Source organism: Streptomyces sp. NBC_00289 (assembly GCF_041435115.1).
Classification (GTDB): domain Bacteria; phylum Actinomycetota; class Actinomycetes; order Streptomycetales; family Streptomycetaceae; genus Streptomyces.
The window spans coordinates 9261370-9280242 of sequence record NZ_CP108046.1 but is presented as its reverse complement, the minus strand read 5'-3'; the positions used below and the strand labels follow the sequence as shown (position 1 = coordinate 9280242).

General features: G+C 71.5%; 14 protein-coding genes and 2 pseudogenes. 3 read left to right on the top strand and 13 right to left on the bottom strand.

Going from position 1 to position 18873, the window contains the following annotated elements; translation table 11 throughout:
* Nucleotides 1-214: 214 nt before the first annotated feature.
* Together OG985_RS41945 and OG985_RS41940 are read left to right on the top strand one after the other, a co-directional pair.
* Nucleotides 215-1003 carry an ArsR/SmtB family transcription factor gene (locus tag OG985_RS41945; RefSeq protein WP_371674649.1) on the top strand — a complete coding sequence of 263 codons (789 nt, stop codon included), beginning with the start codon at nt 215-217 and terminating at the stop codon, nt 1001-1003.
* Nucleotides 1004-1033: 30 nt separating this feature from the next.
* A complete protein-coding gene (locus OG985_RS41940; protein ID WP_371673649.1) occupies nt 1034-1540 on the top strand; it encodes a hypothetical protein in 507 nt (168 codons plus the stop codon).
* An 82-nt stretch (nt 1541-1622) separates the two neighbouring features.
* Here OG985_RS41940 and OG985_RS41935 read toward each other — a convergent pair whose 3' ends face one another.
* The gene (locus OG985_RS41935; RefSeq protein WP_371674648.1) at nt 1623-3644 is read right to left on the bottom strand and encodes a TerD family protein; all 2022 of its coding nucleotides are present in this window, start codon (nt 3642-3644) and stop codon (nt 1623-1625) included.
* 542 nt (nt 3645-4186) lie between these two features.
* Between OG985_RS41935 and OG985_RS41930 the strand changes: the two genes are divergently transcribed.
* Nucleotides 4187-6529 carry a M4 family metallopeptidase gene (locus OG985_RS41930; protein WP_371673648.1) on the top strand — a complete coding sequence of 781 codons (2343 nt, stop codon included), beginning with the start codon at nt 4187-4189 and terminating at the stop codon, nt 6527-6529.
* 228 nt (nt 6530-6757) lie between these two features.
* Here the strand turns inward: OG985_RS41930 and OG985_RS41925 are convergent, their stop codons facing one another.
* The 12 genes and pseudogenes from OG985_RS41925 to OG985_RS41870 all read right to left on the bottom strand — a co-directional run bounded on the left by OG985_RS41925 (nt 6758) and on the right by OG985_RS41870 (nt 18839).
* Nucleotides 6758-7000 (bottom strand): DUF5302 domain-containing protein, encoded by a 243-nt coding sequence (locus OG985_RS41925; protein ID WP_371673646.1) that lies wholly within the window; start codon nt 6998-7000, stop codon nt 6758-6760.
* A 110-nt stretch (nt 7001-7110) separates the two neighbouring features.
* Nucleotides 7111-7596 (bottom strand): annotated as a pseudogene (locus OG985_RS41920) (cytochrome P450); the annotation flags it as partial.
* Nucleotides 7597-7717: 121 nt separating this feature from the next.
* Entirely contained in the window at nt 7718-8089 is a 372-nt protein-coding gene (locus OG985_RS41915; protein WP_371673645.1) for a hypothetical protein, read from the bottom strand.
* Nucleotides 8090-8492: 403 nt separating this feature from the next.
* Nucleotides 8493-9647, bottom strand: coding sequence for a Vms1/Ankzf1 family peptidyl-tRNA hydrolase (locus OG985_RS41910; RefSeq protein ID WP_371673644.1), 1155 nt, complete (start codon nt 9645-9647; stop codon nt 8493-8495).
* Between the two features lie 419 nt (nt 9648-10066).
* On the bottom strand, nt 10067-10957 hold the full coding sequence (locus tag OG985_RS41905) for an SDR family oxidoreductase (protein WP_371673643.1): 891 nt from the start codon (nt 10955-10957) through the stop codon (nt 10067-10069).
* Between the two features lie 375 nt (nt 10958-11332).
* Nucleotides 11333-13195, bottom strand: a complete 1863-nt coding sequence (locus OG985_RS41900; RefSeq protein ID WP_371673642.1) for an ATP-dependent DNA helicase RecQ — start codon at nt 13193-13195, stop codon at nt 11333-11335.
* Between the two features lie 234 nt (nt 13196-13429).
* On the bottom strand, nt 13430-13561 hold the full coding sequence (locus OG985_RS41895) for a hypothetical protein (RefSeq protein ID WP_371673641.1): 132 nt from the start codon (nt 13559-13561) through the stop codon (nt 13430-13432).
* Between the two features lie 119 nt (nt 13562-13680).
* Nucleotides 13681-14421 (bottom strand): class I SAM-dependent methyltransferase, encoded by a 741-nt coding sequence (locus OG985_RS41890; RefSeq protein ID WP_371673640.1) that lies wholly within the window; start codon nt 14419-14421, stop codon nt 13681-13683.
* 81 nt (nt 14422-14502) lie between these two features.
* A pseudogene (locus OG985_RS41885) lies at nt 14503-15560 on the bottom strand (PucR family transcriptional regulator).
* 302 nt (nt 15561-15862) lie between these two features.
* Entirely contained in the window at nt 15863-16354 is a 492-nt protein-coding gene (locus tag OG985_RS41880; RefSeq protein WP_371673639.1) for a CBS domain-containing protein, read from the bottom strand.
* A gap of 147 nt (nt 16355-16501) precedes the next feature.
* Nucleotides 16502-17800: an SLC13 family permease gene (locus OG985_RS41875; RefSeq protein ID WP_371673638.1), complete on the bottom strand. Its 1299-nt coding sequence runs from the start codon at nt 17798-17800 to the stop codon at nt 16502-16504.
* 445 nt (nt 17801-18245) lie between these two features.
* Complete coding sequence (locus tag OG985_RS41870; protein WP_371674646.1) at nt 18246-18839, bottom strand: TetR/AcrR family transcriptional regulator; 594 nt, start codon at nt 18837-18839, stop codon at nt 18246-18248.
* Nucleotides 18840-18873 lie beyond the last annotated feature (34 nt).

Sequence of the window (18873 nt, the reverse complement as noted above, 5' to 3'; positions counted from 1 at the left end):
GTGCCGCACCGGACGGATCGGTCGGAGCGCGGTTCCAGGAGGCCGCCAGGTGGAGGCCGGTCACGAAGGCCATGGCCTCCTGAGGCGAACCCGCTGGTCACAACCGTCGACGAGCGGCTCCCCCGACCATCGGCAGGCGCCCTGAGGCATGAGCGATTGACATTAGGCAGGCAATCACCTGCATAATGAGGATGTGAGCCTCGAAGCGAGAGCGATGGACTCGGCCTTCAAAGCACTGGCCGACCCCACCCGACGACTACTTCTCGACCGGCTGCGCGAGCACAACGGCCAGACGCTGCGCGAGCTGTGCGAGCGCCTGGACATGGCGCGCCAGTCGGCGACACAGCATCTCGACATCCTCCAGAAGGCCAACCTCGTGACCGTCGTACGGCGGGGACGCGAGCGGCTGCACTACCTCAATCCGGCACCGATCCACGAGATCGAGGAGCGCTGGATCTCAGGGTTCGACCGGCCCCGGCTGCAGGCGATCAGTGCCATCAGGAACCAGGCAGAGGAGTACGCCATGACCGACACCACCGCATCCGTCCCGACCTACGTCTACGTCACCTACATCCGCGCGAGCGCGGAGCAGGTGTGGCGGGCGCTGACGGACGCAGACCTGACGGCACGCTACTGGGGACACGCCAACGTCTCGGACTGGCAGCCGGGCTCGGCCTGGGAGCACCGGCGCGTCGACGGATCGGGGGTCATCGATGTCGTCGGCCGGGTGATCGAGACCGAGCCTCCCACGCGCCTGGTCATCACCTTCGACGACGTCCCCGACCCGGAATCACCGAGGGAGCCGTCGGTCGTCACCTTCCTCGTCGAACCGCACCACGACATCGTCCGCCTCACCGTGACCCACGAGAAGCTCCCCAACGAGGCGATGCTCAAGGGGATCTCCAACGGCTGGCCGGCCGTGCTGGCAAACCTCAAGTCACTGCTCGAGACCGGCGAGGTACTCCCCCAGGCACCTTGGGAGATGTCCGGCACGCACACCTGAGACGACGGCCACCACAGAGAGGAAGACGCGATGGACACCACACCGCTTCGCGACGCCTACCGCGCCCTGCTGGACGCCGCCGGCACGGTGGCCGACTCGGACGCGACCACCGTCCCGCCCGCCGGCGAGTGGAACGCCGACCAGATCCTGGCCCACGTCAGCCTCGTCAACGCCGCCACCATCACCGCCGTCTCCTCCGCGGCCTCGGGAGGAGTCACGACATACGACAACCGCATCGCGCTCGACACCTGGACCATCGAACGCGTCATCGCGCTCGCCGGCGGCAACAAGGGGCTGCGGGACCGCATCCGCCTTCAGGCCGACGCCTTGTGCGCCCTCGGCGGGCCGATGCTGAGCGAGGCGGAACTCGACACACCGGTGCCCACCCTGCTGCTGTCCCACGACAGCGTCCTGGTCGATGAGCCCGTGCCACTGCGAGGCCTGATCAGCGGCCTCGCGGAGGTGGAGCTGCCCGGCCACAGGCGACAGCTCCTGGCCCTGCTCCCCGACGGCGCCGGAGCCGAAGCCGGCAGGTGATCTCCCGGCGGCCGGCTTCGGCCGGGTCCCGTAGGCGTGGCCCAGGCAGTAAGGCGGCGGTCCGCGCCACCGCCTCGGTCCGTCAGCGGAGGGCAACGGCCTCGGCGAGTTGCGGCCTTCGGGGCTGGCGGGGTTCCACCTGGGCGACGACGGTGGCGTAGAAGCGGTCCACGGCATCGTCGACGCTGCGGATGAAGCCGGACTCGGCGTTGCCTCGCGTGCTGCCCATGCTCTTGAGGAGAGACAGGCGGAAGCCGGTGATCTGGGAGCCGTCCTTCGGCAGGAGGTCCCCCGGCTCGGGGCGCAGGTGTTCCAGTGTGCCTCGCGGTCCCCCGCTCTGGCCGTGGACGAGGGTCTCGATGTGCAGCGCGGCGGGCGCCTCGGCGAGTTGACGGATCAGGCGCTTCGCCCAGGTGAGGGGATAGCCGTCCTCGGGCGCGGGAACCTCGATCGCCGTCCGGAGCTTGCCCGTGCGCAGGTCGGCCACGATGGCCATGGTGCCCGGCGTGCCCTCGATACGGATCTCGGCGTTGAGACGGCCGTCCTCGCAGAAGCTGTCGGCGAGCGCGGTGCGGCGGGAGTGGGGGTCGGTGCCGCGCTTGGCCCGCTGCACGGGCAGCACCTTCTGCCCCAGCTCGCCGCCCAGCCGCAGGCAGACCTGGCGCACGAGCCGCTCCCAGCTCTCGACTACCTCGACGGCACGCTTGTCGCCCTGGCACAGCGTCTCTTCCTCGATCCCCCGGCGGGCCGGCACCCAGGCGGGACCCATGTTCTGGAAGCCGTGACAGCCGGAGTTCTCGTGCTGGAGATAGTGGAGCAGCTCGTGCAGGAGCCAGGCATGGGCCGCGTTCCCGACGCCCTCGTGGCGAATCAGCATCTGCGCCTGGTGCGTGACCTCCGCCCAGGACAGGTGCCACAGGGTCACCTTGTTCTTGCGCCTCTTGTCGATCTTGACATCGACGAGCGGCCTGCCTTCGAGCTCCACGTCGTTGGACAGCGTGATGACGGCCTCGTAGCCGCGCCGGGCGGCGATGTCCACGTAGTCCTGCACCTGCTCGGACCTCAGAGAGTTCCCGTTGGTCTTCGTCTCCACGAGCGCGGTCCACAGCTTGCCGGCCCGCTCGACCCGGATGACGCCGTCGGGGCGCTTGGGTGTGTCCCCATGAGGCAGGGACACCTCGGTGAAGGTCTCCATCCGTCCCGCGGGGGCGCCGAAGGCGGCGGTGAGCCTGCGCCCGAACTCCGGCACCTGGGCCATCACCGAGAGAAGGACGGAGGTCGCCCGCATCTCCCGTTCACGGTCGTTCTTGAGCGAGGACGCCGGGAAGAGCCGGGCCTGCCGCCAGGCCTCGTTCTCGGCAAGGGACTTACGGGCCGTCCTGGGCAGCGTGACCTTCCTCTTGGCGGTCCGGGGACGCCGCTTCCGCTCGACGGTCCGCGTCGTCTCACCGGCCTCGATCGCCGCCGCCTGCGCCGGTACGGTCACCGGGGACTCGGCCGGTGCCTCGACAGACGTGGCAGACGGCGACGTCCCCGTCTCCTCCACTGGGTCCTGGGACTCCTCCGGGGCATCGTCCACGTCGATACCGAAGTCCGTTGCCAGGCCCGCCAGTCCCGTCTCGTAGCCCTGGCCGACCGCGCGGAGCTTCCATCCCCCGTCCCTTCGGTAGAGCTCCCCGAAGACGACCGCGCTCTCCGCTCCCGCGTCGGTGATGGAGAACCCGAGGAGTGCCTCACCCGTGCGGTCGGCGATCGTCATCCGCAGATCGTCGAGGTCCCCGAACCGCGCGTCCCCGTAGCGGCTCGCCGCCACCACGACCCTTTCCACGCCCGAGGACATTGCGGTCAGATCGAGGCTGATGCGGTCCTCGCTGCCGTCGGCGGTCGGCGTCTTCCCCAGCAACTGCACGCTTCCGTCAGGGGCTGCCGGGTTGTTGTAGAAGAAGAAGTCGGCGTCGCTGCGCACCTTGCCGTCCGCGTCCAGCAGCAGGACGGATACATCCGCGTCCCCGTCGCCCGTTCCACTGCGCCAGGCCAGGCTCACCACCACCGAGCCGACGTCCTCGCTCAGCGAAGCGAGTCCCACATTGGCGCCCTTGACCATTTCCAGCATGTCGCCCCCCAGCACATCGGCCGGCGCCGAACCCCCCAGGGCAGCCCGACCGATCATGAAACGTGTACAGCACATCTTGCTGTGCGGACTGAACTTTAGCGCCCCATGGGCGTCTTGCGGCATTTACCTCGAAGAATCGGACGGGACGCCCTGACACCCGGCGGAGTCGACCTGCCGGCGTCACCGCCATAGCGCGGTCGACTCCGGGGGGTGGCTCGTGCCGGGCCTCCGGACGTCCCGGCACACCCTCACGCGCCGACTGGATACGGACAAAGTTGCAGGTTAGCGCGGTGTTGCAGGTGCGTAAACGTACACGTGGCGGTTCAGCGCCGGCCCTCGTCGACTCCCGTCGCGGTGACCGGATTTCGGACATCGATCTCCGCAGTGGTGACACCGCGGCGGACCGCCTGGAACGATCACCGCACACCGAGCCGCACTCTCGTGCCAACCCGTCGCCCGCCGCCCCGCACAGGGCGCGGTGATCCCTGCCCGCGTCGGCTGCCCCGTGGCATCCGGCGAGAGGAGATGTACTCGTGTCGAACCTTCCCTCGTGGGGCCGAAAGCCCCACTCGCCCTCGTACTCCACCACCCGTCACAGACGCACGGCCCTGACCGCGGCCGCCCTCGCCGCGTTCCTGGCCCTGCCCGTCCCGGCCTACGCCGGGCCCGCTCCGACCGCCGGCACCGTCGCCGAGGGCACGCCCGCCCCGCAGCGCGTCGACGCCCGTCCGCGACCGGGTGCCCAGGCGGTCCCGTTGACCGGCGCGCAGCGCCGGCGGATGCTCACGCAGGCCACCGGGGACAGCGCCGGCACCGCGCGCGAACTCGGGCTCGGCAGCCGGGAGAAGCTGGTGGCGAAGGACGTCGTCAAGGACGCCGACGGCACGGTGCACACCCGCTACGCACGTACGTATGCCGGGCTTCCGGTGATAGGCGGCGACCTCGTCGTGGCGGAGCGGGACGGCGAGCAGAGCCTCGCCGGCGCTTCCGCGACGACGCTGTCCGTGGCCACCACGAAGGCCGCCGTGTCCGCGGCGGATGCCGGGAAGTCGGCTCTCCGCGCCGCCAGGAAGCAGAGCTCACCCGCCGAGGCGCGAGCCGTCGCCTCCTCGCGGCGGATCGTCTGGGCGGCCACCGGGATAGCACGACTCGCGTGGGACAACGTTGTCACGGGCACGGACGAGGACGGCACACCGAGCCGTACCCATGTGATCACGGACGCCGGCACAGGCGCCCGACTGACCTCCTACGACGAGATACGCACCGGCGAGGGACACAGCCAGTACAGCGGAACCGTGCCGGTGACCTCTGTACGCGGCGGCGCGCTCTACGAGTTGGCGGACCCTCAGCGAGGCGGCCACCGCACCTACGACGTCACCGGCGGCACACGGACCCTCCTCACCGACACCGACGACGTGTGGGGCGACGGCACACCCGCCGACCGACAGACGGCGGCCGTGGACGCGGCGTACGGGGCGCAGCGGACCTGGGACTTCTACCACGACCGCTTCGGCCGCAACGGGATAGCCGACGACGGTGTCGGCGCGACGTCACGCGTGCACTACGGAAGCGGGTACGCCAACGCGTTCTGGGACGACCTCTGCTTCTGCATGACCTACGGCGACGGCCTCGACGACAAACGGCCGCTCACCGAACTCGACATCGCCGCACACGAGATGACGCACGGCGTCACCTCCGTCACCGCGGGCCTGATCTACACCGGGGAGTCCGGTGGTCTGAACGAGGCCACCAGCGACATCATGGGCACCGCCGTGGAGTTCTTCGCCGACAGCCCCGCGGACACGCCCGACTACCAGATCGGTGAGCTCGCCGACGTCCGCGGCACCGGCAAGCCCCTGCGCTACATGGACCAGCCGTCCAAGGACGCCTCCGCGAAGGGCACTTCGCAGGACTACTGGACCACCGGGACGAAGAAGCTGGACCCGCACTTCAGCTCCGGCGTGGCCAACCACTTCTTCTACCTGCTCACCGAGGGCAGCGGCAGCAGGACCGTCAACGGCATCGGCTACGACAGCCCCACCTACGACGGCCTGCCCGTCGCCGGCCTGGGCCTGCACAACGCCACCAACGTCTGGTACCGGGCCCTGACCCGGTACATGACCAGCACCACCGACTACGCCGGCGCACGGACCGCCACCCTGCAGGCCGCGGCCGACCTGTTCGGCACCACCAGCGACGCCTACGAAGCGGTCGGCAACGCCTGGGCCGCCGTCAACGTCGGCCCCCGCTACGTCAGTCACATCGCCGCGGACGCCCCCTCCACGAGGGCTGCCGCCGTCGGCCAGCCTGTCGACCGGCGCATCAGCGCCACCTCGACGCGGCCCGGCGCGCTGGCCTACGCGGCGACCGGCCTGCCCGACGGACTCACCATCGACCCCGCGACCGGCCGTATCTCGGGCACCCCGACCCGGGCCGACGACTTCGCCGTCACCGTGCGCGTGACCAACTCGGCGGCCGAGACGCGCAGCCTTCCCTTCACCTGGAGCGTCCTGGCGTCCGGCGGCGACCACTTCGTCAATCCCGACCGCTACGACATCCCCAACTGGCGCACCATCGAGTCGCCTCTGACCGTCAGCGGCCGCTCGGGCAACGCCTCCGCCGACCTGAAGGTGACCGTCGACCTCGTCCACGACTTCATCGGCGGGCAGGTCATCCAGCTCGTCGCCGAGGACGGAACCGCCCTGCTGGTCAAGGACTTCGTCTGGGACACCGGCACCGAGCTCCACGCCACGTTCACCGTGGACGCCTCGACGCTTCCGGCCGACGGCACCTGGAAACTGCGCGTCACGGACAACACCCCCGGCATCTTCACCGTCGACCCCGGCTATCTCGACCGCTGGAGCCTGACGTTCTGATCGCCGCCGCGGCAACGGTGTGGCGTTCCGGCGAACCGGTCCGGAGCTCACACCGTTGTGTGACACGGCGAGGTGGCGGGGAAGGCCGGGTGGTCAAGCGGCCCATCGCCGTCGCCCGCTGCACGGCGGCCCTGTCCTCTCGTCCGACACAGACCGGCCGCCACCCCTGGGGGATGGCGGCCGGGCCGGCTGCTGCCGCGTTCCGAGCACAGGCGGACGGGGTGAGTGTCAGCCGCCGCTCTTGCGACGGAACGACCGCTGGCTGGACGCCGGGCCGTGCGCGCCGCGGATCTTCGACGCGTCGGTGCTCGCGGCTTGGGCGGCGGCGTCCGCCTGCTGACCACGCTTGCGCGCCAGGCTCTCGCGGAACTTGCGCTTCAGGTCGTACTGGCCGTCCTCGTCGGGTGCCAGGGCAGGGCTTGGGGCGTCAGCCGGTTCGGGACTGTCCTGCGGGGCAGACTCGGCAGCCATGGTGACCTCCTGAGATCGGGCAGTGGGAACCACAGCTTGTCATGCCGGGCGCCGTGCCGGGGCCGCGTCCCGCGGCGACCTCGGCCGCGGGAACGCCGCGAGAGCTGCCTTCAGGCCTCCGGAATCCGCAGGTCGGTGACGACGAAGCCGCTCTGCGGCCGCGCCGGGACGCGCCGCAGCGAGATGCGCAGGTCCTGCTCCGGGACCGTGTACTCCAGCCGCGCCACCCGCACGGCCAGCGCCTCCAGGAGCCCGATGGTGATGCCCTCGCCCGGGCAGCGGTGCCCGGTTCATGGATCGCCGCCGCCCTGCGGGATCAGTTCGTCGCGCTCGACCGGAGACTCCAGGAACCGCTGCGGGCGGAAGGCGTACGGATCGCCCCAGAGTTTCTCGTCGTGGTTCTGGCCGTGGATGTCCAGGAGCACCATGCCGCCGGTGGGCACGCGCTCGCCGTGCCAGGACAGGTCCGTGACGGCCCGGCCGCCCAGGAACGGCGCGAACGGGTAGGAGCGGCGGACCTCGTGCGCGAAGGCCGCGGCGAACGCGGCGTCGTCGGCCCACAGTCGCTCCCGGTTTTCCGGCCACCGATGCAGCGCACGCGTGTCTGGCCGACCGGCTGGGCGGTGGCACCGCTCCCGCGGAGAAGTGACGCCCTCCCGCGCCGGCGCCACGAGCGCCGGGCGCGCGAACCCGTTCCTTACAACCGGGCCGTGGGGGTCAGCCGGCGGAGCGTGGCTGGGCCGGGTTCTCGGGTGTGCCGTGGGAAGGCGGGTTCATGGGCGGGCCCGACGTGGCGGGCGAGACCGGGGAACCGGTGTCGGCCGGCGGCGCGTGCTCGGGAGCGGACGCGAGCGGCGAACCACCTGACGGCTCCGCCCCCTCGCTCAGTTCCCGAAGCCTGGTCCGGAGCACCTGCAGGACGGGGAGCCGGTTGCCGTGTGCCTCCTCGTAGGCGATCAGCGTGCGCAGCCCCGGCTCGTCGAGCGTGCGGATGCGGTGCTGAAGGCTGCCCAGCGGAAGGTGGTCGTAGTCCGGCAACGGCAGGGCGTCGTGCTGGGCTACGTACGTTTCGGATTCCTTCTCGGACATGACGATGTCCTCTCTGTGCCGGCTTCCTCGCGGACCACGGGCGGGTCACTTCCGGGCCCTGGGGGACACGCGGCGGACCGGCCTGGGATCTCGGGCGGACGGGTCGATTCCGAACGCCGCGAACGGCAGACCTCCTCGGAAACCGCGCCTCCGGGTGATGGGCAAGTCCCGCACCCGGGACCGTCCAAACCTGTCTCCCACGATCTTTTGCGGTGGCGTCGGTGTGGTGCTCCCGCTGTCGGTCAGGCCGCGGAGGGCACCCGTGGGCGGGGTGCCTCGCAACGTCACACCGCGTGACCCATGCGCGGAGTTGATCAACGACATCGGCGGCTGCCCGCTCGCTCCCGACCAGGGGACTTCGCGTCCCGGCCCGGAGCGGCCCGCCGCCTACCGGCGTGCCGCCTTACGCAGGGGCCGGCTCGTACGTCCAGCGCAGCAGCGCTCCGAGGCCGCCCGTCGGGATGTCGATGTCCGGACCGTCCTCATCCGGCGGAGGGACGACCAGTACGTCGGCGGCCGTGGCCGCGGCCGCTCGCAGCAGCGCGTCGTCCGCACGTACCGGTGTCGGATCACCCTCGCCCAGGGTCTCGGCTTCGGTGCGGCGCACGGCCACCCGCTCGGGTCGTTCACCCACCCAGGTCTCCCGTCCCAGGTCCGGTCCGTCAGGACGTACGAGCAGGGTGTCGATGCGGTGTTCGCGGGCCGCCTCCACCAGCGCCGGGACGCCCTCCACGGCGTCGGTGGGCCGGTCGGTGCCCGTGCCTCCACGCCCCGCGCGGAAGCGGTCGAGGGCCTCGTCGAGGCGCCGGCGTGCGTACTGCTGCCGGGCGCGCTCGATGTCCTCTTCCAGGGCGGCGGAGGACGACCCGGCGGCGCGGCCTCCGTGTTCGGTCTCCACCGTGACGTCGCGGACCGCCTCGGGAAGCTTCTCGTGTACGGACGGCCGCTCGCGCGGGTCTCCGACCAGCACGACCAGGTCGGCTCCGGATTCCTCGTACGCCGTGCTCAGCGCCTCCGCGATCTCGCCGGCGTTGTGCTCCCAGGTGTTCTCGACCTTGGCCTGGAAGTGCCGCTCGGACCAGTCGGCGGAAGCCGTCCGGTGAATGGGGTACTGCCGCCCCTCCACGTGCCCCGCGTCCTGCGGGCCGGCCGCCGTCCGGAGCTGGAAGTCGGCGCCGGTCCGGTCGACGAACGCGACGAGGCAGGCCGGATCCCGATCCGACAGCTCCAGCAGCGGCGTCAGCCGGGGAAGCGGGGCCCAGTAGGCGATCTCTCGCCGCGGCCGCCGGGAGAGCCGGTGGCTGAGCACCACTTCGCCTCCGGTGGCGAAGACCACGCGGCCCGCCGGGTCCTCCGCGGGCACGATCCGAGTGAGGGCGTCGCGCACCGCTTCCGTGGTCGCGGCGTCCGCCCCCGACTCCTCCAGCGTCCGGCACGCTTCGCGGACGGACAGCTCATGGCGCTTGGCACCCGACTCGTCGCTGTGGTCGGGGCCGAAGTACACGGTGGCCCACGGGCCCGCGCGGTCGAAGAGCGGTTGCAGGAATGAAAGATGCACGCTTCCTCCTTCTTCGTCCCAGTTCTCGGGCCGAGTGCCCGAAGGACTGCGGAGGACACACGGCGGTCCACCCCGGTCCGGCAGTCGGGCAAGCGGCGCCTGGAGCGCTGTCGCCGGCGCCGCTAGGCACGGGAGGTCGTCACGCCGAGGAACCGGTGGGCGGTTCGACGTGCCGGACGACGAGGCACCCGAGGCCGGCACCACCGATCAGTCGGCCGGTGGGCCCGCAGGCGTGCGGGGTACGGGCGGCGACCCGATGCGGCCCCCACACCCCGCCGACGCGCTACTGAGGGCCGGTAGGTGCGGGGGCCGGACGCGGCGGACGGCTGCCGGCCGTGGACGCGACACAGCACGCTGGGGACCGGCCCGTCGGGCGCACGGGTCGACCGGCCGGGCGTCCGAGGGCATGGGGGCGGACGTCAGGGCAGCGGGGTGCCGCCCGTCGCGTTGAAGATCTCGGCGGTGACGTAGCTCGCGTCCGCGGAGGCGAGGAACACGTACGCCGGGGCCAGCTCGGCGGGCTGCGCCGGCCGACCCCAGGGGGTCTGCTTGCCGAACTCCGCCGTGTCGGGCATCGTCGCGGGGATCAGAGGAGTCCACACCGGGCCCGGCGCGACCGCGTTCACGCGGATGCCGCGCTCCGCGACCATCTGCGCCAGCCCTTGGGTGAAGGTGACGATCGCGCCCTTCGTCATCGCGTAGTCCAGCAGGTGCGGGCTCGGCTTGTACGCCTGCACCGACGTGGAGTTGATGACGCTGCCGCCCTCCGGTATGTGCGGCAGGGCGAACTTCGTGAGCCAGAACATGCCGTACAGGTTCGTGTGCATGACCCGGTCGAACTGCTCGGTCGAGATCGCCTCGATGCCCTCCGGCTGCGACATCTGGTACGCCGCGTTGTTGACCAGGACGTCGATGCGCCCGAACTCCGCGACCGCCCGTTCGACCAGGTTCCGGCAGTTGTCCTCCTCGCGGATGTCGCAGGAGACGGCGACCGCCTTACGGCCCGCGTCCTCCACCAGACGGCACGTCTCGCGAGCCTCGTCCTGCTCCTCGTCGAGGTGGGTGAACAGCACGTCCGCACCTTCACGGGCGTACGCGAGGGCCACCGCCCGGCCGATGCCGGAGTCCCCGCCGGTGATGACCGTCTTACGGCCCTCCAGCCGGCCGGAGCCGCGGTACGACTCCTCGCCGTGGTCGGGCGGCGGGTCCATCGGTCCGGTCCAGCCGGGGTGGGGCTGGTCCTGCGAAGCGAAGTCCGGGCGCGGCTGCTGGGTGGCCGGGTTCTGCGCGGAGTTGCTCTCATCCGCCACGACGGGCTCCTGTCTCTCGTACGGTCGGACAGGCCCCGGGTTCCCGGATCGAGTCGGCCGAAAAGCGCCTTTTCCCCGCGAAAACGCCAGACAGCGGTGCGCTTACGACGCCCTCACACCCGCGCGGAACCGGGCGGCGGTGTCGCCCTCACGGCGCCGTCGCCGCGCTGCCACCGGTCGGTCGCGGCCACCGCGACGCCGGTGCCGAGGCGGCTGTGTCCGGGACGCCAGGTGGCCACGAGGGCCGCGGCGAGCAGGAGTTCGGCGATGTCACCGCCTCCAGCACGATGCCCGGCAGCCGGAGGGAGCCCGGTGCCACGGCTGCCCCGGCCCGGCTCACCTCGGACGCCATCAACCTGTCTCGGTCCCGTCGGTTCACGGTCGCGGCGCCTCCGGTGGCCGGCACACCGCCGGGTGCGAGGTGGTGTTTCCGCCTCGCTGTCCGGCTCCTGCCGGGCACGCCCGTCGGTCCGCTCCCCTCAGCGTCGCGCTGAGCGCCGGGTGCCCTGGGGCGGACGCCGAAAACGGCGCCGGGTCAGCCGGCCGACCGTTCTCGCCAGGTCTGCGCAGCACCGCGAGCAGGTCGTCGCGCCCGGACACCGCCTCCAGGGCGAGCGTCCGGTAGCCGGCCTGTTCGAACAGGACGGTGATCCGGTCCCTGTCCTCGCTCAGGACCGTGCCGTCGCCCCACTGGTCGTGCCGCACCTCGGTCCCGACGGGGTAGGAGTGCGCCGCCGGATGGTCGGGCCGCTCGCCGTCCTCGCTCCCGGCGTGCTCCTCCTCGCAGGTGTCGCAGTTCCCGCACGGCGCTTCGTAGTCCTCGCCGAAGTAGCCGAGCAGGAAACGCCGTCTGCAGCCGGTCGTCTCGGCGTACGCCCGGGCCATCTCGACCCGCGTGCGGTCGGTACGGCGATGCGCCAGCGCGGCTTCCGCGGCCTGCTCGGCCGCCTGGCCGGGAGACACTCCCGGGGCCGGACGCACCTCTCCGTCCTCTCCGGTGGCGACGGCGCCGGCCTCCTCCAACAGGTTCACCGCCGCGGTCACCCGGTTCCTGGACAGTCCCGTGTCCTGGCGCAGCCGGTCCAGGTCGGCGGGGTCCCCGCGGTGGTCGTGGACGGCGTCGGCCACGTTCGACAGGGCGTCGTGGCCCGGCGCGCGGGCAGCGAAGAAGGTCTGCATCCCCGTGTCCTCGGACCGGTGGTGCAGGGCGGCCAGGGCCGGGCTCCCGTCCCTGCCGCAGCGGCCGATCTCCTGGTAGTAGGCGTCCAGGGAACCGGGCAGCGACGCGTGCAGGACGAACCGTACGTCCTCCTTGTCGATGCCCATGCCGAACGCCGAGGTGGCCACCACGACGTCGGCCTCGCCGGACAGGAAGGCGTCGTGGATCCGCGTCCGTTCGGAGGCGCGCAGTCCCGCGTGGTAGGCCTCGGCGGTCAGTCCCAGGGCGGCCAGTTCGCCCGCGTAGAACTCGCTGTCCTTGCGGGTCGCGGCGTAGACGATGCCCGGCTTGGGCTCGCCCGCGGCCCGCTCGACCACGGCCCGGCGCCGGTCGTCGTCGTCCAGGAAGCGGCGCACGTCCAGCCTGATGTTGGGCCGGTCGAAGCCGGTGACCATCTGCCGGGGCCGGCGCATGCCGAGCCGCTCGGTGATCTCCTTGCGGACCGGTGCGGCGGCGGTCGCGGTCAGCGCCAGCACCGGTGGCCCGCCCACTCGGCGTACCGCCTGCTCCAGGCGCAGGTAGTCGGGGCGGAAGTCGTGGCCCCACGAGGACACGCACTGTGCCTCGTCCACCACGAACAGAGCGGGGCGCAACCCGGCCAGCCGCTCCACCACCTCGTCCTTGGCCAGCTGCTCCGGCGACAGGTACAGGAACCGGGCCGCACCCCGGCGCACCGCGTCCCAGGCCTCCTCCGTCGCCGTCGCACCGAGGTCGGAGTTGACCGCGACGGCACGGGGAGCGTGGTCACCGTCCGGCAGGCCGGCGATCTGGTCCCGCTGGAGGGCCAGCAGCGGCGACACGACCACGACCGGCCCGGGCAGCATCAGCGCGGGAACCTGGTAGACGGCGGACTTTCCGGACCCGGTCGGCATCACCACGAGGGTGTCCTCGCCCTCCAGCACCCACTGCATGGCGGTGAGCTGTTCCGGCAGCAGGGAGTCCCAGCCGAACACGTCGGCGGCGATCTGCTGGAGACGCGTGGCCCGTTCCGGCTCGGTCCGCGGCTGCTTGCGTGCCATGGCAGGCTCCCCTGGTGCTCGGTGCGGACGCGTGGGAGCGCCCGCGGCGAGCCATGGGTACCCACAGCTCGGGACACGTATCAGCGGGTCGCTTCCGGCCGCGGTGGGCAGGACACCCCTGGTCGGAACTCGGCGGCGGGCCGCCGGGGCCGGGGAGCCCATGACGGACGTACGCCGGTCGTCCGACGAGACACCCGCCCGCCGGGTCCGCTGCCGGGGCGCCTCGGTGTCGCGTCAGCCGCGCGCCTTGAATGCCGTGGGGATGCGGTCCGGCACAGGGAACGGGAGCAAGTCGACGGCGTCCGCCCGTCCGGGACCGGTGGCCGCCGCCGTCTTCTCCGCACCGCGCACAGAACCTGCGTTCATCGAAGCTCCTCAGTTCGTTCGGGAGACGCCGGGCCGGACGAGTGGGCCGGGCGTCGGTGAGTTGGGGGACCCGAGTCGGGACCGCGGTGGGTCGTCGCCCTCCCGTCCCGCGCCCGGTCTCACACCCGCCCGGACGCCGGCCGCCGTGCGAGGAAGACGAACTCCCGGCCGGGGCGGTCAGGGGCGTCACGCACGTCGTCCACCGCGAACCCGTGGGCGGTCAGGTCCGCCTCGATCTCGTGCCGTTCGCGGAAACGCAACGTCGAGTCCGACGTCAGCACCTGCCCGTCCGCCGCGAAGACGTAGGTCCACCGAAACGTCACCAGGGGTCCACTCGCCTCGATCACCTCGACCCAGCTCTCCACCGCGCCGACGCCCCGGATCTCGCTCACGCGGTACGACCGCTCCCGGTCCCACTCCTCCCAGGCTCTCCGGGCGGGATCCCGGGTCTCGAACACCAGGAGCCCTCCCGGCCGCAGTGCTCGACAAGCGCCCCGGAGGGTCGCCCGCCACACCTGTGGATCGACGATGGCCTGGGCGACGTTCGCCGTCATGGTGGCCAGGTCGACGCGCAGCGGCGGAAGTCCGGTCGCGTCACCGTGGATCCAGCGCACCCGTTCGCTGCCCGGCTTGCCTCGCGCCACTTCGAGGGAGGCCCTCGCGGGGTCGACCCCGACGACCTCGATGCCGCGATCGGCCAGGAGCAGGGCGAACACTCCGGTCCCACAGCCGATGTCCAGGGCCTGACGCGCCGGAAGCTCCTCCGCGATGCGGACGTACGCGTCGAGGTCACCGCGATCGGGGTCGAGCGGGTCGTAGATCGCGGCGAGCCGTGGATGCGTGAAGCCCTCGTCAGCCATGCCGTCGAACGTACGCGGAGCCGACCTCGCGCCTCCACGGGTTTTGTCGGCGACCCTCCGAAGGCCTCGTGGCCACGGCGTTCACAGTTCCCGGGCGGGCCAGTCCAGCAGCCGGGCGCCGATGACCGCCGTCTGGAGCATGTAGCGGTGGGCGGGGTCGGCGGGGTTGGCGCCGGTGAGTTTGTGGATGCGCTCCAGGCGGTAGGTCAGCGCGCGCACGCTGAGCGTGAGCCGTCGGGCGGCCTCGGCGGCGACGCAGCCGCAGTCGAAGTAGGCGGTGAGCGTGTCGAGGAGGGGCTCGGCGCGCCGCGGGCCGTGGTGAGCGGGCCGAGGGTGTCGAGGACGAGGTCGGCCATGGCCTGGCGGTCGCGGGTGAGAACGGGGTAGACGAGCAGGTCGGCCGCGCGCAGGACGGGGTCCTCGAGGTCGAGGCGCTCGGCGAGTTCAAGGGTGTTGAGCGCTTCTTCGTAGGACTGGACGACGCCACCGGCCCCGGCCTGGGGGCGTCCGATCGCGACCCGGCCGCCGTCGGTGGCCGCGTGTGCCTGTTTGGCGAAGTGGGCGAGAACGTCGTCCTGGTGGCCGGGGGCGATGCACAACAGGCGACCGTCCTTGGTGGTGAGCAGGATGCTGCGGTCGCCGAAACGGGCTATCAACGCGCGCTCCACCTGCCGGGCCACGGGGTCGCCCTCGCCGTAGGCGGCAGCTCCCTGGGCGACGGCGACCGCGTGGGCGTGGGACAGACGCAGACCGAAGCGTTCGGCGCGTTCGGCGAGCCGTCCCAGGTCGCTGCGGCCGTAGAGCAGGTCGTCGATGAACTCGCGGCGCGCGGCCTCCTCCTGGCGCACGGCCAGCCGCTGGGCCCGTTCGTAGCCTTCCGCGAAAGCGTCCACGGCCTGCTGTACGGCGGCGAGCGCGCGGTCGGCCGGGCCGGCTGAGCCCGGCCAGGCCGTGCGGGCGGCGGTCAGGTGGGCGCTGACCAGTTCACGCAGGCCACGGCCCGCCTCCGCGGCCTGTTCTCCCAGCGCGCGCCGGGATTCGAGCTCGTCGCGGGTGAGTCGTCGTCCAGTGGCCGCGACGTCCGCCAGGATGTGCGCGTAGCCGTCGAGATAGTGCTCGGAATCCTGCCGGTCCGTCATGCTCTCCCCCGTCTTCGTGCCACGCCGATGACGGTTTCTCAGCGGCCCTCGGCATGCAGACCCTAAGGAACATTGCCGGGAACCGGCAATGCGGGGAAGGGATTCAGCCGTGCACCATGGCTCGCGGGGAGCACTGCGGATGGTTCCGGTGCCGGACACCGGCAGGTGCCCGGCACCGGAACCCGGAGGGGAGCGGTGTTCCGTCGATGCGCGGCACGAGGGGACGGGGGCGGGCCACGGGGGTTCGTGCGACGGTCGCCACCGGGGCGGCGGCGATCCCGTTCGCCGCCGCTCCCGTGTGCTCACCCGGTTGTCGAGGGGCCCGTGACACCGAGCAGTTCGTGCAGGAGGTGCGAGGCGGTGATGACGCCCAGCAGGCGTGTCGTCCTCCGCTCGCGTCCGACCCGCACCCGTTCCGCCACGGCCACCAGCGGGCTGCGCACCCGCGCCATCAACGCGGCCACCTCCAGCGCGGTGTCGTCGGGGTCGGCGATCGGCGGCGGCTCCGCCCCGCCGGAAAGGCAGTCACCGACACGTCGGCCCGCCAGCGCCTGACAGAGCCGGTCGGCGTGTTTCTCGTCGACGACCGCGGCCAGGGTCGGGTCGTCCACCACGTAGGAGGGCACCAGCAGCTTGACCATCTGCGAGGCGGGCAGGATCGCCTTCGGCTCCCCCCGCTCGTCCAGCACCAGCAGACCGGGCAACCCGTGCTCGGCCATCAGGCGGGCCGCCTCCAGGGCGTCACTGTCGACGCTCACCGTCCGGTATCCGACCGCCAGGTCACGGGCGCGCATGGCGGGCTCCTCGTCTGCGGGACACGTACCTGTGCTCAGAGTGGTACAGCGGTGGAGCCGAAGCCAGGACCTTGACCCGAAACTTACGCGGCGAGCTCAGCGGTCCCGGGATCGCAGGGCTGCCGGCCACCACGCCGGGTGTCGCGGTCAGGCGACGGCGAAGTAGCGCAGCCACACGTATCCGGCCGACAGTGCCACGGTGACGGCGGTGACGACGAGGCCGTACTTGGTGAACTGCCAGAAGGAGATGGGCTGCCGGTTGCGTTCGGCGATGCCGAGTACGACGACGTTGGCGCTGGCGCCGATCGCGGTGGCGTTGCCGCCGAGGTCCGCGCCGACGGCCAGGGCCCACCACATGACATGGTCGCCGGAGGTTCCCATGTTCCGGACCAGATCGGCGGTGATCGGAGCCATGGTGGCGACGTAGGGGATGTTGTCCACGACGCCTGACAGCACGGCCGAAGCGCCCAACAGGAGCATGGAGCCGCCGAGTTCGTCGTCACCGATGGCGTCGGCGAGGGACCTGGAGATCTCGCTGATGACGCCGGTCTCGATCAGACCGCCGATCATGATGAACAGTCCGGCGAAGAAGGCGAGGGTGGGCCACTCGACCTCGCCCAGTACCTCGCCGGTCTCCGCGGAGGAGACGGCGATGAGCAGACCGGCTCCGAGCAGGGCGACGACGCTGGGCGCGTAGTGCAGTACCGGATGGAGGACGAAACCGGCCACGACCAGCGCCAGCACCGCCAAGCCCTGTACGAGCAGGACGGGGTCCTTGATGGCCTCCTTCTCCTCCAGCGCCATGACCTCCTCCGCGCGCGCCTCGTCGTAGACGAACGACTTGCGGAACAGGAAGCGGCACAGGACGACGAGCACCACGACCAGGAGGGCCGACAGCGGGGCGAGGTGGACCAGGAAGTCGTTGAAGGTCAGGCCCGCCCGGCTGGCGATGATGATGTTGGGCGGGTCGCCGACGAGGGTCGCGAGGCCGCCGATGTTGGCGGCGAACACCTCGGCGATCAGGAAGGGAGCGGCGGACAGCGCGAGGCGCTCGCAGACCAGCAGCGTGACCGGGGCGACGAGCAGGACCGTGGTGACGTTGTCGAGCAGAGCCGAGGCCACCGCAGTGATGACCACGAGCATCACCATCACCCGGAAGGGCCGGGCCCGCGCCCGCTTCACCGCCCAGATGGCCAGGTACTCGAACATACCGGTCTTCCTGAGCACTCCGACGATCATCATCATGCCCATCAGCAGGAAGATGACGTTCCAGTCGACGCCGCTGCGCTCGGAGAAGAAGGCCGACTCGTCGTCGGTGGCGCCGATGGCCAGCATCAGGGCGGCGCCGCCCAGGGCCGCGCCCACGCGGTGGATCTTCTCACTGATGATCAGGGCGTACGTCGCGACGAAGACGGCGATCGCCGCCCAGCTCTGCCAGCCGTTCACGTTCCTCCAACGAATCTTCCACGAGGCGGGCGACCGCGAGCCCGCGGGCCGGTCCGGTCAGGGGCCTGTTCGACGACCGTGACCGGTGGGGTCCTGGGTGCGGGAAGGACGCCGAGCCTACCTGCGCGCCTCGCGGCATCGGCAGGTGCCCTGCGCGCGATTCGGCGGGCCGGTTGTTGCCGGATCCTGGCATGGCGCTCCCGCCGCATCGGTTTGCCGACCGTCGCCCGACAGGCAACTTCCCCATGCCGACGGTCAAGCGAGTGGCGAGCGCTGGGGTCGGCGTCGGGGAGCGCTGGTACAGCGGATGCCGATGAGAACGATCACGGTCCATTCGGCTGGGGAACGGGACTGCGGCTATTCGGGCAGCGGTCTGTCTGGACGACGTTCTTCACGACATGCACCCGCGGGAGAGCACGCGCGTGAGTGGCGCGGGCCGGGCAGGTCAGCCTGCTGCCGGCCGGGCGTGTTGCAGGAGATGGTCGGCGAGCATCTCCAGAACGGCCTTGCTGTGCTCGCTGTTGCGGTCGACGAGCCAGGTCATGTTGAGGCCGTCGATGAGCGACTGCACGTACCGCGCGAGCACCGGCACGGGCTGGGTCCATCGGATCCCGGCGTTCTCGGCGGCCAGTTCGAGCAGTGAGGCGAAGGCGGCGAGGAAGATCTCGTACTGCCGTTTCGCGACGTTCTCGAGGCCCGGGGTGCGCAGCGCGTACTGGGTGAGCTCGTAACTCATCTGATGCTCGCCGGGATTGGCCTCGAAGCCCTTCCAGAAGGCGTGCAGGCTGTCGAGGACGCTGTCGCGGATGTCCTTGTGCGGCGCGAACAGGCCGCGAACCTCGGCGACGTACCGCTCGGTGAGGGTCTCGGTGACGAGTTCGAGCATCTGCGCACGGGATGCGAAGCAGTAGTGGAAGGCACCCAGCGTCATACCCGCCTCGCTGACGATCGCGCGGGTGGTGGCCTTGGCCACGCCGTCGCGCGCCATGACCCGGATCGCCGCTTCGAGGAGCTCGGCCCTCCGGTCGCTCGCCGCCATGCGGGGCACGCGCACTCCTCTCGCTTCACCTGCG

Coding starts and splice junctions, on each gene's coding strand:
- OG985_RS41890 (WP_371673640.1), bottom strand. CDS start 14,421: ATGGCTGACGAGGGCTTCACGCATCCACGGCTCGCCGCGATCTACGAC.
- OG985_RS41880 (WP_371673639.1), bottom strand. CDS start 16,354: ATGCGCGCCCGTGACCTGGCGGTCGGATACCGGACGGTGAGCGTCGAC.
- OG985_RS41915 (WP_371673645.1), bottom strand. CDS start 8,089: ATGTCCGAGAAGGAATCCGAAACGTACGTAGCCCAGCACGACGCCCTG.
- OG985_RS41940 (WP_371673649.1), top strand. CDS start 1,034: ATGGACACCACACCGCTTCGCGACGCCTACCGCGCCCTGCTGGACGCC.
- OG985_RS41870 (WP_371674646.1), bottom strand. CDS start 18,839: ATGGCGGCGAGCGACCGGAGGGCCGAGCTCCTCGAAGCGGCGATCCGG.
- OG985_RS41895 (WP_371673641.1), bottom strand. CDS start 13,561: ATGAACGCAGGTTCTGTGCGCGGTGCGGAGAAGACGGCGGCGGCCACC.
- OG985_RS41935 (WP_371674648.1), bottom strand. CDS start 3,644: ATGGTCAAGGGCGCCAATGTGGGACTCGCTTCGCTGAGCGAGGACGTC.
- OG985_RS41945 (WP_371674649.1), top strand. CDS start 215: ATGGACTCGGCCTTCAAAGCACTGGCCGACCCCACCCGACGACTACTT.
- OG985_RS41900 (WP_371673642.1), bottom strand. CDS start 13,195: ATGGCACGCAAGCAGCCGCGGACCGAGCCGGAACGGGCCACGCGTCTC.
- OG985_RS41925 (WP_371673646.1), bottom strand. CDS start 7,000: ATGGCTGCCGAGTCTGCCCCGCAGGACAGTCCCGAACCGGCTGACGCC.